Annotated in this window: 7 protein-coding genes; all 7 read left to right on the top strand. The window is 66.3% G+C overall.

Going from position 1 to position 17,416, the window contains the following annotated elements; all coding sequences use genetic code 11:
- Window positions 1-150: 150 nt before the first annotated feature.
- From O4H53_RS23460 to O4H53_RS23490, 7 genes are read left to right on the top strand one after another with little or no spacing between them, the layout of a single operon-like run.
- Entirely contained in the window at window positions 151-6,603 is a 6,453-nt protein-coding gene (locus O4H53_RS23460) for a type I polyketide synthase (protein WP_269367405.1), read from the top strand.
- Window positions 6,603-7,595, top strand: coding sequence for a glycosyltransferase family 2 protein (locus tag O4H53_RS23465; protein ID WP_269367406.1), 993 nt, complete (start codon window positions 6,603-6,605; stop codon window positions 7,593-7,595). The genes O4H53_RS23460 and O4H53_RS23465 overlap by 1 nt, the downstream gene beginning before the upstream one ends.
- Window positions 7,592-12,217 carry a MupA/Atu3671 family FMN-dependent luciferase-like monooxygenase gene (locus tag O4H53_RS23470; protein ID WP_269367407.1) on the top strand — a complete coding sequence of 1,542 codons (4,626 nt, stop codon included), beginning with the start codon at window positions 7,592-7,594 and terminating at the stop codon, window positions 12,215-12,217. The genes O4H53_RS23465 and O4H53_RS23470 overlap by 4 nt, the downstream gene beginning before the upstream one ends.
- The gene (locus O4H53_RS23475) at window positions 12,210-12,887 is read left to right on the top strand and encodes a 4'-phosphopantetheinyl transferase family protein (RefSeq protein WP_269367408.1); all 678 of its coding nucleotides are present in this window, start codon (window positions 12,210-12,212) and stop codon (window positions 12,885-12,887) included. Before O4H53_RS23470 ends, O4H53_RS23475 begins: the two co-directional genes overlap by 8 nt.
- A 4-nt stretch (window positions 12,888-12,891) precedes the next feature.
- Window positions 12,892-13,848 carry a hypothetical protein gene (locus O4H53_RS23480; protein ID WP_269367409.1) on the top strand — a complete coding sequence of 319 codons (957 nt, stop codon included), beginning with the start codon at window positions 12,892-12,894 and terminating at the stop codon, window positions 13,846-13,848.
- Complete coding sequence (locus tag O4H53_RS23485) at window positions 13,845-16,382, top strand: hypothetical protein (RefSeq protein ID WP_269367410.1); 2,538 nt, start codon at window positions 13,845-13,847, stop codon at window positions 16,380-16,382. The genes O4H53_RS23480 and O4H53_RS23485 overlap by 4 nt, the downstream gene beginning before the upstream one ends.
- Window positions 16,379-17,212: a glycosyltransferase gene (locus O4H53_RS23490; RefSeq protein ID WP_269367411.1), complete on the top strand. Its 834-nt coding sequence runs from the start codon at window positions 16,379-16,381 to the stop codon at window positions 17,210-17,212. The genes O4H53_RS23485 and O4H53_RS23490 overlap by 4 nt, the downstream gene beginning before the upstream one ends.
- The last annotated feature ends 204 nt before the right edge of the window (window positions 17,213-17,416 follow it).

Here is a 17,416-nt window from a genome sequence, read left to right on the forward strand (position 1 = left end):
TCGAACTTGCTGCAAAACCTCTTAAAAATATGAATGTTCGATGAAATGGGGCATAAAAATGCCGTAATTGCCCTGTTGAAACGCCCGGTATTTCAGAACTCGAATATGGGGCCCAGATCTGTCGCGCTTTCAGGTATGGGAAGTTTGAAAATGAGCACGTCTAAAAACCGCAGCCTGACCGGTGACGACATCGCCATTGTCGGCATGTCCGTGAATGTCCCCGGTGCCGCCAGTGTTGACGCCTATTGGGCGAACCTGCGCGATGGGGTGGAAAGCATCCGCCGCCTGTCGGAGCAGGAGCTGCTGGAGGCGGGCGAAAGCCCCGAAACCATCGCCCGCAAGAACTACGTGCCAGCCGCCGCCGTCCTGGACGGATTCGAGACATTCGATCCCGATTTCTTCGGCTTTTCCCCCAAGGATGCGGCCATTCTCGATCCCCAGCACCGCAAGTTCCTCGAAGTGGCATGGGAAGCGATGGAACAGGCGGGCCATCCGCCTGAAACGATTCCCGGCGACATCGGCGTCTATGCGGGCTGCGGCATGGGCAGCTATTTCTATTTCAACATCTGCTCCAACCCCGATCTGGTGGACGATGTGGGCATGTTCCTGCTGCGCCACACCGGCAACGACAAGGATTTCCTGTCCACCCGCGTCAGCCATGTGTTCGACCTCAAGGGGCCGTCGATCAATCTGCAAACCGCCTGTTCCACCTCGCTGGTCGCGATCCACTACGCCTGTGCCGCCCTGCGCGCGGGCGAGGTGGACATGGCGCTGGCGGGCGGTGTCACCATCGAACTGCCGCAGGGGCGGGGGTATCTCTTCAAGGAAAACGAAATCCTGTCGCCGGACGGGCATTGCCATGCCTTCGACCACCGGGCGCAGGGCACCGTCTTCGGCTCCGGCGCGGGCTGCGTGGCGCTGCGCAGGCTCAGCGATGCAGTGGCGGACGGCGATCACATCTGGGCGGTGATCAAGGGGTCGGCGGTGAACAACGATGGCGCGGCCAAGGCCGGCTACCTGGCCCCCTCGGTCGATGGCCAGACGGCGGCAATCACGGCGGCGCTGGATGCCGCAGGTGTCGCGGCGCAAAGCATCGGCATGGTCGAATGCCACGGCACCGGCACCTATCTGGGTGACCCGATCGAGGTCGCGGCACTGACCGAAGCCTACCGGAGCGAGACCGACGCCACCGATTTCTGCCGCATCGGATCGGTCAAGACCAACATCGGCCATCTGGATACCGCCGCCGGGGTCGCAGGCTTTGCCAAGGCCGCGCTGGCCCTGCATCACAAGCAGATCCCGCCCTCCCTGGGCTACGAGGCACCAAACCCCGCGATCCCCTTCGCGGGCAGCCCTTTCCGCGTCAACGACCAGCTGACCGACTGGGCCGCCGGCGACACCCCGCGCCGCGCCGCGATCAACGCGCTGGGCGTGGGCGGCACCAATGCCCATGCGATCATCGAGGAAGCACCGGAACGCGCCGCCTCGGACGCCAGCGACTGGCCGTTCCAGCCGCTGGTGATTTCGGGCCATAGCAAGGCGGCACTGGATGCCAATACCACCGCCCTTGTCGCCCATCTGCGCGCCCATCCGGAACAGCCCCTGGCCGATGTGGCCTTCACGCTCAAACAGGGCCGCCGCGCCTTTGACAAGCGCAGGGTGGTGGTGGCCGAAACCGCGGCACAGGCCGCCGACCTGCTGGAGGCAGGCGATGGCCGCCGCGTCTTTACCCATGATGCGCTGGGCGAGAACCCCGAAGTGGTCTTCATGTTCCCCGGCGGCGGCGCGCAATATGCCGGCATGGCGCGCGATCTGTACGAGACGGAGCCGGTCTTTGCCGAGTGGATGGACCGGGGTCTGGCGCATCTGCAGCCGCAACTGGATTATGACATCCGCGCGCTCTGGCTGCCCGAGGCCGCTCAGCTGCAGGCCGCCGACGAGACGCTGAAAAAACCTTCCGTGCAATTGCCGCTGATCGCCATCACCGAATATGCGCTGGCGCGGCTCTGGATGTCCTGGGGCGTGAAACCCGCCGCCATGGTGGGCCATTCCATGGGCGAGAACGTCGCGGCCTGTCTGGCAGGGGTGATGACATTCGAGAACCTGATCGACCTGGTCCTGCTGCGCGGACGATTGTTCGACGAGGTGCCCGCAGGTGGCATGCTGTCGATCTCGGCCCCGCTGGCGGTGATCGAACCGCTGCTGGGTGACGATCTGGACATCGCATCGGTGAACGCGGCAGAGCTTATTGCCGTCTCCGGCCCGCAGGCGGCGCTGGATGCCATGCAGCAGCGGCTGACCGGTGCCGGGCTGGACCACCGGCGCATCGCCATCGACATCGCCGCGCACAGCCGGATGCTGGAGGGTATCCTGGATCGCTACCGCGCCTTCCTTGCGGGCCTGAACCTGCAGGCGCCGCAGATGCCCTTTGCCTCCAACCGCACGGGCGAGATGATCACCGCCGCACAGGCCACCGACCCCGATTACTGGGTCGCGCAGCTGCGCAATACGGTGAATTTCGCCGATTGCATCAGCACGCTGAGCGCCGCGCGCAAACGGGTCTATCTGGAGGTCGGCCCCGGCAAGGCGCTGTCCTCGCTTGCGATGATGCATCCCGATGTCGGCGTGGGGCAGGTGATGTCATCGCTGCGGCACCCCGAACAGAAAATCGCCGATGATGTCTATTTCATCTCCGTTTTCGCGCGGCTCTGGGCCTGCGGCGTCACTGCCGACTGGTCGCAGATCTGGGGCGGGGCGCGGCGCAACCGGGTGCTGCTGCCGACCTATCAGTTCCAGCGCGCCCGCTTTTTCATCGAACCGGGCAAGGCGGTCAGCGCCGCACCCGCGCCCGTGCTGACACGGGCCGATGACATTGCCGATTGGGGGGCGGTGCCCACATGGCGGCCTGCCTTTGCCGATGTGGCGGTCGATGCCCTGGACGATCTTGCGGCAACGCCGCTGACCTGGCTGTTCTTCGCGGATGAGGCCGGGCTTTCCGCCCCGCTGCGCACAAAGCTGCGCGAAGCCGGCCACAGGGTTGTCACGGTCCGGGCGGGCGATGCCTTTGCCAAGACCGGCGAAGACAGTTTTACCCTTGCCGCCGAACAGGGGCGGGCAGGCTATGACCAGCTGATCGCTACCCTGCGCGAGGCCGGGCGGATGCCCGACCGGATCGCGCATTTCTGGCTGACCGACGATCAGGTGGCCCCGCGCCCCGGCTCCAGCACCTTTGACCGCAACATCGAACAGGGTTTCTGGAGCCTGACCTGGCTGGCCCAGGCCATCACCGAGGCAGGCATCGACGCGCCCCTGCATCTGAGCGTCTTTACCACTGGTGCGGCACAGGTGACGGATGAAGCCCTGCCGCATCCCGAAAAGGCGCTGGTGTCCGGCCCGGTTGGCGTGATCACCCGCGAGGTGCCCGGTGTCACCGCGACACAGATCGACCTTGAAGCGGTGCAGCCCGTGATTGCGCGGGCAGGGTGGTTTGCCAGATCCGTCCCGGCGGTTGCGCCGCCTGACCTCACCAACCGGCTGATCGAGGATCTGATGGCCACGCCCGCCAACCGCATCGGTGCCTTCCGGGGCGAAAAGCGGTTCGAGATGGGTTATAAACCCCTGCCGCTGACCCCGGCGGAGACGGCGCATTTCCGCGATGGTGGCACCTATCTGATCACCGGCGGTTTCGGCGGGATCGGCCAGACGTTGGCGGCGGATATCCTGACCCGGCATGGGGCCAATGTGGTGCTGCTGGCACGCGAGCCCATGCCCGAACGCGCGGCCTGGCAGGCCCATATCGCCAGAAACGGCACCGCCGACCGCAGCGCGCGGCGGATGCAGGCGGTGATGCGTCTGGAAGCGATCGCAAAAGCCAAAGGCGGCAGCGTCGAAGTGGCGGGCGGCGATGTGGCCAACTTGGCCCAGATGCGCCGCGTCATCGACGATCTGACGGCGCGGCACGGCGGGCTGACCGGTGTGATCCATGCCGCCGGCGTGCTGGATGATGCCCCGATGCTGGGCAAGAGCGATGCGCAGATGGATGCGGTGCTGTCACCCAAGGTGCAGGGGCTGCGGGTGCTGGATCAGCTGCTGCCCGATGGCGCGCTGGAACTGCTGGTGCTGTTCTCCTCGACCTCGACCGCGACCCGCTCGGCGGGGCAGGTCGATTACGTTGCCGCAAACGCCTGGCTCAACGCCTTTGCCGCCGCGCGGCGGGGCGGCAAGACCCGGGTTGTGGCGGTGAACTGGGGCATCTGGTCGGATGTCGGCATGGCGGCCAATGCCCTGCCGGGTGCGGCCAGCGACGTGCTGCCACCGCGCCCCGTGGAGGCGGCGCTGATCAGCACCGCCGGCGCGGATGCGGGCGGCGATCCGGTGTTCACCGCCCCGCTGGGCACCGACCACTGGCTGCTCGACCAGCACCGCACCCGGGACGGGCAGGCGATCCTGCCCGGCACCGGCTACATCGAACTGCTGGCCGAAGCGGCGGCGGCGCAGGGGCTCAGGACCTTTGACATCGAAGACCTCTATTTCCTGCGCGCCATGCCGGTGGCCGAGGGCGATGCGCGCCAGATGCGGATCACGCTTCAGGGCCGTGGCCGGGGCTTCAGCGCCGAAATGCGCAGCGATTGCCTGTTCGGCGGCAAGCAGGGCTGGCAATTGAACGCCCAGGCCAATCTGGCCCCGCTGGCCGAGGCGCGGCCCCATGCCCTTGACCTCGCAGCCATTTCCGCGCGCTGCGGCACCGTGCAAAAACCGGGCGCGACACGCCTTGTCTCCCCGCAGGAGGCGCATCTGTCCTTTGGTCCGCGCTGGCACGTCCTGCGCGAAACCGCCCTTGGCGCGGGCGAGGGGCTGGCAACACTCGCCCTGCCAAAGGATGCGCGCGATGACCTCAAAGCCGGGCATCTCCTGCATCCCGGGCTGATGGACCTTGCAACCGGCTGGGCCATATCGCTGGTACCGGGCTATGGCGCGACCCATCTCTGGGTCCCGGTCTCCTATGGGCTGATCCGGGTGCATGGCAGCCTGCCTGCAGAGATCCGCTCGCATGTGCGGCTGGCCTCCGGCAAGGCCAGCGACGGTTTTGCCCGTTTCGACGTCACCCTGACGGACCCGTCAGGCAAGGTGCTGGTCGAGGTCCGCGATTTCGCGATGAAACGCCTTGAGGGCGGCTTCGGCACCACGCCCCTGACCGCCGCCGAAGTCCGCTTTGAGGACGAGAACCGCGACGACACGCCGCTTTCCGCCGCCGAGGAACGGCTGGCCTATCTGGTGTCGCAGGGCATCCGCGCCGCCGAGGGGCCCGAGGCCCTGCGCCGTGCGATTGCCCTGAACCGCCCGCAGGTCATGGTCTCCTCGCTGCCGCTGCAAGCGCTGATGGCACAGGCCGATGTGCCCGCCGTGACCCCGGTGAAAAGCGGCCAGAGCTTTGAACGCCCGGATCTGGACGGCAGCTATGTCGCGCCCCGCAACGGGATAGAGGAACGTCTGGCCGGGATGTGGGAAAACCTGCTGGGCGTCAGCCCGGTGGGGGTCGAGGACAGTTTCTTTGACCTTGGCGGTCATTCGCTGATTGCCGTGCGCCTCTTTGCCAGTGTCAAACGCACCTTCAAGGTGGAATTCCCGATCTCGGTCCTGTTCGAGGCCCCGACCATCGCAAAATGCGCCGCCCTGATCGCGGCGGAAACCGGCGGCGCCGGAGAGGTGTCGGGCGGTCCCGGCGACGGGGTCGTGGCACCGGAGAAGTTCGAGTTCCTCGTGCCCCTGAACCAGAGCGGCCACAAACAGGCGGCACCGCTTTTCGTGGTGGCGGGGATGTTCGGCAACGTGCTGAACCTGCGGCATATGGCGCTGCCCTTCAGCGCCGAACGCCGGGTGATCGGCGTCCAGGCCCGCGGCCTGATCGGAGAGACCACGCCCCATGCGACAATCCCCGAGGCGGCAGAGGATTACCTGAACGAAATCAAACGCCTGCAACCCGAGGGCCCCTATCTTCTGGCGGGCTATTCCGGGGGCGGGATCACCGCCTATGAAATGGCACAGCAGCTGCGCGCCGCAGGAGACGAGGTTGCCGTGCTGGCGATGCTCGACACGCCGCTGCCGGTGCGCCCCTCGCTCAACCGCATGGACAAGGCGCTGATCAAACTGGCGGAACTGCGCGCCAAGGGGCCGGGATATCTGGTCGAATGGGCGCGCAACCGCTGGGCCTGGGAGATGGAGAAACGCAAGGGCCTGCACAGCCCCGGTCAGGATGCACCGGGCGCGGAGTTCAACAACCACAAGATTCAGGCGGCTTTCCTCGGCGCGGTCGGCCAGTATCAGACACCTGACTGGGACGGGCCGATGACCCTGTTCCGCCCGCCGCAGGATTTCCACTGGCAGGTGACAAAGGGCAATTGGGTCAGCGCCGAACGCGAATATGTCTTTGCGGACAACGACTGGCGCAAATATGCCCCGCATATGGAGATCATCGAGGTGCCGGGCGATCACGTCAGCATGGTGCTGGCCCCGAATGTGACGGTGCTGGCGCAGGAATTGCGCGAAGTCATCGCAGCGGCGCTGGTGCAACATGATGATGTCCGGGCGACGGCGGCGGAATGATGTCTGATCCCCGCTTGCTTGTCGTGCTGCTGAACTACCGCACCCCGCAGATGACCCTGCGCGCGGCAAAGGCGGCATTGGCCGACATGCCGGAAACGGCGGAACTGGTGATCGTCGACAATGCCTCCGGCGACGGGTCGATGGGCATTTTCGAACAGGCGCTGGCCGACTGGGACCTGGGCGCGCGGGTGCGCCTGATCCTGTCGGGGCGCAACGGCGGCTTCGGGGCGGGCTGCAACATCGGTCTGGCCGAGCAGATGTCGGACGGCAGCGCGCCGGATTTCTTCTATCTGCTGAATTCCGATGCCTTCCCCGATCCGGGCTGCATCGCAACCCTGCTGGACCATATGGCCCGCCATCCGCGCGCGGGCTTCGCCGCCAGCCATGTGCGGGGCGAGGATGATCTGCCCCATACCACCGCCTTCCGCTTCCCCTCCATCGCCGGGGAATTCGAAGGGGCGGTGCGCTTCGGCCCTGTCTCGCGCCTGCTGGCCCATGCCATCGTGGCCCCGCCGCTGCCGGAAAAGACCACCCGGGTCGATTGGGCCGCGGGCGCCAGCGTGATGATCCGCGCCGCGACCCTGGAGGAGATCGGCAGGTTCGATGAGACCTTCTTTCTTTATTTCGAGGAAACCGACCTGATGAAGCGCGGCGCGCGCGCGGGCTGGTCCTGCTGGTATGTGCCGGAGGCCAGGGTGGTCCACATCGGCTCCGTCTCCACCGGCATGAAGGAATGGCAGCGCATGCCAGACTACTGGTTCGCCTCGCGCCGCCATTATTTCATCAAGACCCATGGCCGGGCCTATGCCGCTGCCGCCTGGGGCGCGCGGCTGACCGGTTCGGCGCTGCACGCCCTGCGCTGCACCCTGACCGGCCGCAACCCGCAGGACCCCGCCTTCTTCACCCGCGATCTCGCGCGGCACGGGCTTGGCCTGCGCAGCGGATCCGGCAGAGCCACAGCCCGACGCCCCGTTTCGGAGGACAGAACATGACCGCCACCTTCCAGCCCGCCGGTTTCAGCGCCATCCTGATCGGGGATGAGAGCCTGACCATCGCCTGTGGCGACATGATCCTTGCCGGGGGCCATGCCATCACCGCCGTTGTCACACGCGATGCCACTGTGCGCGGCTGGGCCGAGGGGCAGGGGATTGCCACGCTCACCGCCCCCCGCGACCTGCTGGCGGCAGACGTGAGCGCCGACTGGCTGCTCAGCATTGCCAACCTGCGGATGATCCCCGAGGCGGTGCTGGCCCTGCCCGCAAAGGGCGCGATCAATTTCCACGACGGACCATTGCCCGCCTATGCCGGGCTCAACACCCCTGCATGGGCCATCATCAACGGTGAGACGACCCATGGCGTCTCCTGGCATGTGATCGAAGGCGGCGTGGACGAGGGCGACCTGCTGGCGCAAAAGATGATCGACATCGCCTCGGATGAAACCGCCTTCACCCTCAATTCGAAATGTTACGCCGCCGGGATGGAAAGTTTTGGCGCGGTGCTGTCGCAGCTTGAGGCGGACCAGCTTGAGCGCAGGCCGCAGGACCTCACCCAGCGCAGCTATTTCGCCCGCGACCAGCGGCCCCGGGGGCAGGGCGTTCTGGACCTGACCCGTCCTGCCGCCGACCTCTCCGCGCTGGTGCGGGGGCTGGACTTCGGCGAATACTGGAACCCGCTCTGCCTGCCGAAACTGGCGCTGGAACAGAGCATTGTGGTGATCGGCGCGCTTGAGGTCACTGCCCAGACCGCCGCCCCCGGCACGGTGCTGGAACTGTCCCGCAACGCCATCACCCTTGGCACGGCAACACAGGCCCTGCGCCTGAGCGCGTTTTGCGATTTTGACGGCACGCCCCTGGACCTGACCCAATGGCTGAAGGTGGGGGACGTGCTGCCGGTGCCGTCCCTGCCGGATGTGCCGGTCGCGGACGAGGCACATTGGCGCGGGGTTCTGGCGGGCAGTGAACCGCTGAACCTGCTGCTGGCGGCGGCACCCTCCGGCCCGGTGCAACCGGCCTCCCTGCCTCTGACCACCGGCAGCCTGAGCAGGGATCAGATCACCTGCGCCGCGGCCCTTGTCGCGCTGCGCGCTTCCGGCCAGGCGGCGGCGACGCTGGCGGTTGAGGCCGCAGGGACAAGCCCGCTGCTGGCCCCCTGGCTGCCCCTTGCTGTCAGGGCAGAGGATGATACGCCGCTTGCAACCGCTGCCGAGGTCATCGCCAGGGGCATGGACCGCGCGCGCGCGAGCGGCGGCTGTGCCGCCGACCTGGGCTTGCGCGACCCGCAAATCGACCCCGGCGCGATGCCCGACCTTGGCCTCTCCGACAAGGATCTGCTGCTCCCCCAAACCGCCCTCACGGTCAGCCTGTCCGGCAGGCTGCATTACGACGCCGCGCGGGTGACCGGGGAGGCGGCCCGCCTGATTGCCGAGCGTCTGAACACCGCCTTTGCCGCGCTGCCCGATGCCGCCACCTGCGGGGCGCTCTGGGCGCTGCCGGAGGCCGAGGTCGCGCAGATGCTCACCGGCTGGAACGCCACCGACCGCGCCTATGACCGCACCACCGTCCACGCCGCATTCGAGGCGCAGGTGGCCCGCACACCCGATGCAACCGCGCTGGTGTTCGAGGATCAGACATTCACCTATGCCGCACTCAATGCGGCGGCGAACCGGCTGGCCCATGCGCTGCTGGCCGAGGGGGCCGGGCCGGGCATGCCCATCGGGCTTTACTGCACGCGGGGGCCCGACCTCATGATCGGGGCGCTGGCGATCCTGAAATCGGGCGGCGCCTATGTGCCGCTGGACCCGGCATATCCGGCTGACCGCATCGCCCATTACATCACCGACAGCGCCGCGCCACTGATCGTGACGCAGGTGAAGATCGCCGCGCAATTGCCTGAAAACGAATCAAAAATCGTGATGGTTGATGCGGATCATGCGGCCATGTCCGGCCACAACCCCGATGCAAGCGCCACGCCGGAGGATCTGGCCTATCTGATCTATACCTCCGGCTCCACCGGCACGCCCAAGGGGGTAATGGTCAGTCACGGCAATGTCGCCAACTTCTTTGCCGGGATGGATGACCGCATCGACCATGACAGCAATTCCGTCTGGCTGGCAGTCACCTCGCTCTCCTTCGACATCTCGGTGCTTGAGCTGTTCTGGACAATCTCGCGCGGCGTGAAACTGGTGCTGACCGGCGACGAAAGCCGCACGCTGGTGTCGAACGGCCCGCTTGCCCGGTCCGCCCAGCCGATTGATTTCAACATCTTCTACTGGGGCAATGACGATGGCGTCGGACCCGCCAAATACGAGCTGCTGCTGGAAGGCGCGAAATTCGCCGATGCCCATGGCTTCAATGCCGTCTGGACGCCGGAGCGGCATTTCCACGCCTTTGGCGGCCCCTATCCGAACCCTTCGGTCACCGGCGCTGCGGTCGCTGCGGTGACCTCGAACCTTGCCATCCGGGCCGGGTCCTGCGTCGCCCCGCTGCACCATCCCGCCCGCATCGCCGAGGAATGGGCGGTGATCGACAACCTGACCAACGGGCGCGTCGGGCTGGCCATTGCCAGCGGCTGGCAGCCGGACGATTTTGTCCTGCGCCCCGAAAACACACCGCCTGAAAACAAGCCCGCGATGTATGCGGCCATCGACCAGCTGCGCAAGCTCTGGGCCGGGGAAGCGGTTGAATTCCCAAAGAAAGACGGCACGCCCCACGCCGTCATCACCCAGCCGCGTCCGGTCTCGGCCAGGCTGCCGATCTGGGTCACCACCGCCGGTAACCCGCAGACCTGGAAAGAAGCGGGCGAGATTGGCGCCAATGTGCTGACCCACCTGCTGGGCCAATCGGTCGATGAAGTCGCCGGCAAGATCGAAATCTACCACGCCGCCCTGCGCGAGGCGGGTCATGACCCGGCGGATTTCAAGGTCACGGTGATGTTGCACACCTATCTGGCCGAAACCCGCGAAGCGGCCGAAGCGGTCGCGCGCGAACCGATGAAGGATTACCTGCGCTCCGCCGCCGGGTTGATCAAGCAATACGCCTGGGCCTTCCCCGCCTTCAAAAAGCCTGAAGGCGCGACCAACCCCTTTGACGTCAACCTTGAAGGTCTCTCCGACGAGGAAATGGACGCGATCCTGGAATTCGCATTCCAGCGCTATTTCAACGACAGCGGCATGTTCGGCACCGTGGCAGATGGGCTTGCCCGCACCGAACAGCTCAAATCCATCGGCGTGGACGAGGTTGCCTGCCTGATCGACTACGGCATTCCCGTCCGGGATGTGCTGGAAGGGCTGAAACCGCTGGCGCAGGTGCTGGCCGAGGCCAATCGCGGGACCGAACTGGCGGCGGATGATTTCTCCATCGCCGCACAGATCCAGCGCCACGGGGTGACACATCTGCAATGCACCCCCTCGATGGCGCAGATGCTGGTCATCAACGAGGAGGCGCAGCAGGCGCTGGCCGGGGTCACCCAGCTGATGATCGGGGGGGAGGCCTTGCCCGCTACGCTGGTCGCCGCGCTGCAATCGCATACCCAGGCCAGCATCCAGAACATGTATGGCCCCACCGAAACGACGATCTGGTCGACCACGCAGATGGTGGCGGATGCAACGGAGGTGACGGCCCCCATCGGGACCCCCATCGCCAATACACAGGCCTTCATCCTGGATGACAAGATGGTGCCGCAACCTGTTGGTGTTGCGGGAGAATTGTGGATCGGGGGTGATGGTGTCACCCTCGGCTACTGGCACCGGAAAGAGATGACGGCAGAGCGGTTCGTGGACAATCCCTTCGGCGCCGGCAGGCTCTACCGTACCGGCGATGTGGTCTCCTGGGACGCGCGCGGCTGCCTGCATTTCGCAGGCCGCGCCGATGCGCAGGTCAAGATACGCGGTCACCGCATCGAACTGGGCGAGATCGAAGCGCGTCTGGCGGGCCTGCCGGGCGTCACCCAGGCGGTTGTGATCGCGCGCGATGGCCCCGGTGGTGCGCAGCTGGTCGGCTATGTCACGCCGGGAAACGCCGTGACGGAGGCCGAGGCCAAGGCCGTGTTGACACAGGATCTGCCTGCCATCATGGTCCCAAGTGCCATCGTCGGACTGAACGCCATGCCCTTGACCCCCAACAAGAAAATCGACCGCAAGGCCTTGCCCGCGCCCAAGGCCAAGGCCCGGGCCGCAGCGCCCCGGCCCGGAACGCCGGGGCCGGCTCTGGCCGAGGAGACCGCGCCGCAGGGCAGCGAAGAGACGATCCAGCGCATCGCAGAGGTCTGGACCGGGCTCCTGGGTGTTGCGGACATCCGGGCGGAGGACAATTTCTTTTCCCTCGGCGGGCATTCCCTGCTGGCGGTGCAGGCGCACCGCGACATCAAGGCGGCACTGGGCGGCGTGGCGCTGTCGATCACCGATATCTTCCGCTTCCCGACCCTTGGGGCGCTGGCCGGGCATCTGGACAGGGCCAAGGGTGGCACAAGGCGCAGACGCCCGGTAAAACAGCCGGGTACAGAGGCGCGGCAGGGCGCGGAGATGCGCCCGACGCTGCCGGTTCTTTCGCCCGAAACCGCTGATATCGTTCAGAAACGTCGGGCGATGCGGGCGGGGCGGCGCAAAATGGATGCCTGATGCCACGGCAATTGAACAGGCAGTGCGCGGCCTGTTCGATGTGCCCCTGGGCCTTGGCCTGACCGATCCCGGCCTGCCGCAACCCCCGGTCTGGCCCGGGGAGGCGGAGGCCATGACCGGGGCAATTCCCGCACGCCGCAATGAATTCGCAGCCGGCCGTGCCGCCGCGCGGATCGCGATGCAGGATGCCGGTTTGCCCGCAAGGGCGGTTCCGGTTCGGGCCAACCGCGCGCCGGACTGGCCACCGGGGCTGGCGGGCAGCATCACCCATACCGATCAGCTTTGCCTGGCAGTTGTGTCAAACAGCCTCAGATCGCTGGGCCTCGATGCCGAACAGCTTCACAGACTGGATGAAGATATCATTCCAATTATCTGTTCTGAAAAAGAAATATCGCGTCACGCCGATATTGCGCTGCCGCGCCTTGGCCTGATGATCTTTGCCGCCAAGGAAGCCGCCTACAAGGCGCAGTTTCCGCTGACGGGCCAGCTCTTTGGCTTTGAAGTTCTGGATGTGACATTCGATGTCGCCGGGGGCCGCTTCGACGCGACTTTCCTGCAGCCCATCGGCCCCTTCGCCATCGGCGAGAGCCTGCCGGGGCGCTTTGCCGAAGTGGCCGGGCATCTTGTCACCGGGGTTGCGATTGGGCAACGTGACGGCGAAGGAGCCTGACCCGATGAAACCCGCCACGCGCCGAACTGCCCTAGCGGGGCTGGGAGCCCTCGCGCTGGCGGCGGCTGCAGGGCAGCATCTGCGGACCCGCGACCGGCGACAGGGCGCGGCAGAGGCGGCGGCGCTTTATGCGGTGCCGCTCAACCCGCCCGATGCGGCGCTCAATGTCTATCATCTGGGTCACAGCCTTGTGGGGCGCGACATGCCCGCGATGCTGGCGCAGCTTGCGGGGGCGGGTCACCGCTATCATTCGCAGCTGGGCTGGGGCACCTCCCTGCGCGACCATTGGGAGGAAGACGTGCCCATCAACGGCTTTGCCGAGGAAAACGCCCATGACCGGTTTCGCCCCGCGAAACAGGCGCTGGCCAGCGGCAGCTATGACGCCCTGGTGCTGACCGAGATGGTCGAGATCCGCGATGCGATCCGCTATCACGATGCGGCGGCCTATCTCGCCCGCTGGGCCGGGCTGGCCTGGGATGCGAATCCGCAGACGCGGATCTACCTTTACGAGACATGGCATCACACCGACGATGGCAATGGCTGGCTGCTGCGCATCGACCGGGATCTGCGCAAATTCTGGCAGGGCCGGGTCAAATACCCCGCGCTGGCCGCGACCGATGCGCCGATCCACTTGATCCCCGCCGGTCAGGTCATGGCGGCCTTTGTGCGCGAGGTTGAGGCCGCAGGCAGCCTCGGCGGCATCACCAGCCTGTTCGACCTCTTTACCAAACGGGCCGATGGCACGCCGGATACCATTCATTTCAATGATCTGGGGGCCTATCTGGTGGCGCTGACCCATTATGCCGTTCTCTATCACCGCGATCCGCGCGGCCTGCCGCATGAACTGATGCGCGCCGACGGGTCGCGGGCTTTGGCCCCCTCACCGGATGCCGCCGCCGCGATGCAGGCGGTTGTCTGGCAGGTCATCGCGCGCCATCCCGAAACCGGGGTGGCGGCATGAGCCTGCTCGGGGTTGCCGCATCGGTCGTGATGGTCGGCCACAGCCTGTTCGGCTCCGATGGGCCGGACATGCTGCAGGAGTCCCTGCGCGCAGGCATGGGCCAGGGCATTGTGCGCGCCCAGATCATCAACGGCGCGCCGCTGAAATACAATTGGGACGAATCCGCCAATGCCGAAGGGATCGACGCGCGCTCTGTCCTGCCGGAGGGCGGCACCACCCACCTGATCCTGACCGAGGCGATCCCCCTGGCAAACCATGTGAAATGGTCAGATACCTATGTCTATGCCCAGGCCTTTGCCGGGCTTGCGGCCTCGGCCAATCCGGATGTGCATATCTACGTGCAGGAAACCTGGCATTCGCTGAAAAGCGGGACAGGCGCGGCAGTCGATCACGACGAAGGGGGCGGCACGCCCTGGCGGGAGCGGCTGGATCAGGATCTGCCGCTCTGGGAGGAGATCGTGGCACAGGTTGCCGCCGCCACCCGGTCGGACAGTGCGCAGGTCGGGCTGATCCCCGCCGGTCAGGCGATGGCGCGTCTGCATGATGAGATCGCGGCAGGGCGGATACCGGGGCTTTCGGATATTTCCGCGCTCTTTGCCGATGACATCCACCTGAACGACATGGGCCATTACTTTGTCGCCATGGTGCAATATGCCACGCTGACCGGGCAGGACCCGCTGGGCCTGCCGGTGGATTTCAACGACCGCTGGGGGCAACCCTTCGATACGCCGGACGCGGATCTGGCCCGCCAGCTGCAGCGTGTGGCCTATGAGGCCGTGCAGGCTTATGGCGGCGGGGTGGTGGCACCGGTGCCCCCGGCCAACGGGCAGGCGCGGGCCAGCACCGCCCCTGCGGCCCCCACCGGCCCGCCGGTTCTGCCAGAGGCACCTGCCGCCGATCTGGTCGCGGCAGCGCAGGGGGCGGTCGAAGGCACCAACCGGGTGGCCATCGGCCTTGCCGCCGTCACGGACTGGAGCACCCAGGTCCCGTTCATAGACCTGATGAAGACGGCGCGGCCCTGGCTGGGCCATGAACCCGGCCGCTTCGGGGGCATGGAATACGCCGAGCTGCTGGCGGGCGGGCATCTGGATGAAAACGGCTGGCCGATCCGGCTGCCCCGCAGCCTCAGCTCGATCGGCACCCTGATCCTGACCGACATGCCGCCGGAGGCCGCATCGCTCAAGGGGCGGTATCGTCTGGCCTTTGACGGCAAGGGCGTGATCGAGGTGACGGGACGCGCGGAAAACGTGCGCTATGGCAAGGGCGAAGTGAGTTTTGACTATACCCCCGGTCCCGGCAGCGTGGACATCCGGATCCAGCGGATCAACACCTCCGACCCGCCGCATGACATTTCCGTCGTCAAGGTCGAGAACCTGAAACGCCACGCCGCCGGGCAGCTGTTCAACCCGGCCTGGACGGCGCGGATCGGCCAGTTCAGCGCGTTGCGCATGATGGACTGGATGGAGACCAATGATTCCGCGCTGGCCACATGGGCGGACCGCCCCTTGCCCGGCGATGTGACCTGGGCGGGCGGTGTCCCGGTCGAGGTGATGGTGCAGCTTGCCAATGAGCTTGAGACCGACATCTGGGTGAACATGCCGCATCTGGCGGATGATGATTTCCTGCGCCAGTTCGCGGAACTGGTGAAAGACAGGCTCGATCCCGCGCTGAAGGTCTATGTGGAATTCTCCAACGAGGTCTGGAACTGGCAGTTCGAACAGGCCCGCTGGGCCGATGTGCAGGCCCGCGCGCGCTGGAACGCGCAGGACAAGTGGATGCAGTTCTACGGGCTGCGCGCGGCAGAGGTGGCGCGGATCTGGTCCGGGGTCTTTGCCGGGGAAGACCGCGCGCGGCTGGTCAATGTGATCTCCAGCCAGACCGGCTGGCTGGGGCTGGAGACCGAGGCGCTGACCGCCCCGCTGGCGGTGGCAGAAGGGCTGCCAGCCCCGGCAGAGGCTTTTGACGCCTATGCGGTCTCGGGCTATTTCGCGGGCGGGTTTGGTACGGCGGAACGCGCGCCGATGGTCCGCACATGGCTGGCAGAAAGCCGGACACGGGCCGCAGCCGCCGCCAAGGCAGAAGGTCTGACCGGCACGGCGGCAGAGGATTATATCACCGGGCACCGTTTCGATTTTGCCTTTGAACTGGCAGGGCGCGAATTGCGCGACGGGGCGGTCAGCGGTGACGCTGCCGATACGGTCGGTGATCTGATCACCCGCGTCTGGCCCTATCACGCGCAGGTGGCCCAGGCGCATGGGCTGGACCTGATCATGTACGAGGGCGGCAGCCATGTGGTGGGCATCGGCGCGATGGTCGATGACGCGGAACTGACGGCCTTCTTTCAGGCGCTGAACTATGCGCCGCAGATGGGCGCGCTCTACACCACCTTGCTGGAGGGGTGGAAAGCCCTGGGCGGGCAGTTGTTCAACGCCTATTCCGATGTCTATGCCCCGACAAAATGGGGCTCCTGGGGGGCGCTGCGCCATCTGGATGACGACAATCCGCGTTGGGATGCGCTGGTGGCCTTCCAGTGACCCGTACCAGCATCCTGATCCCGGCCCATGACGAGGCCGCCTATCTGGCCGCATGTATGGGGGCCTTGCTGGCCTCGGAGGAGGTCGCGGGCGGCGTGGAGGTGATCGTGATCGCCAATGGCTGCACCGATGACACCGCAGAGATTGCCCGCGGCTTTGCCGAAAAGGCCGGGTTGAAGGGCTGGCATCTGCAGGTGCTGGAACGGGCCGAGGGCAACAAGCTGGGCGCGCTGAACGCGGGCGAGGCTGCGGCGGCAGGCAGGGTGCTGATCTATCTCGATGCGGATGTGATCGTGTCACCGCCGCTGATTGCGCAACTGGCCGAAGTGCTGGACGTGGATGCGCCGCGCTACGCCAGCGGGAAGCCACATGTGACGCTGCGCGGCGGCGGGGTCACCGGACCCTACACAAGGTTCTGGCTGACAACACCCTTCATGACGCGCGGTGTGCCGGGCTTTGGCGTCTTTGCCATGAACCGGGCGGGCAGGGCCCGTTGGGGGGACTGGCCGGACATCATCTCGGATGACACCTATGCGCGGCTGAATTTCACCCCCGACGAACGCGTCGCCGTGCCCGCGACCTATGACTGGCCCATGGTCGAAGGCTTTGCGCGGCTGGTGCAGGTCCGGCGCAGGCAGGACCTGGGCGTGGCCGAGATCGAAAGCCGCTTTCCGGCGCTGATCGCAAACGATGATCCCGGCGCAGGCGCTGTGCCGCTGTGGCGCCGCGCCCTGGCCGACCCGCTGGGTTTTGCCGCCTTTTGCACCCTGCGCATCGCCATCCACCTGCCGATCCTGCGCAGCAAGAACCGCTGGGCGCGGGGGCGCTGACAGGGGCTTTGACGGCCCTCGGAGCCTTAGGTCGTGTTGACATTCATTGTCGCCCACCCGTTTCAGTCCAAAATTGCTCAGTTCCAGGCAAGAGAGCGCAGGAATAGCCAGCTATTTCAAGCTCTCTTAACGCAGAAATGGGCAATTTTGGCGAAACCCCTGCGGGGCGCGGCGGATTTTGCCTCTGCCATCCCGGATGTTCGC

This window comes from Sulfitobacter sp. G21635-S1 (genome assembly GCF_027213915.1).
Taxonomy (GTDB): domain Bacteria; phylum Pseudomonadota; class Alphaproteobacteria; order Rhodobacterales; family Rhodobacteraceae; genus Sulfitobacter.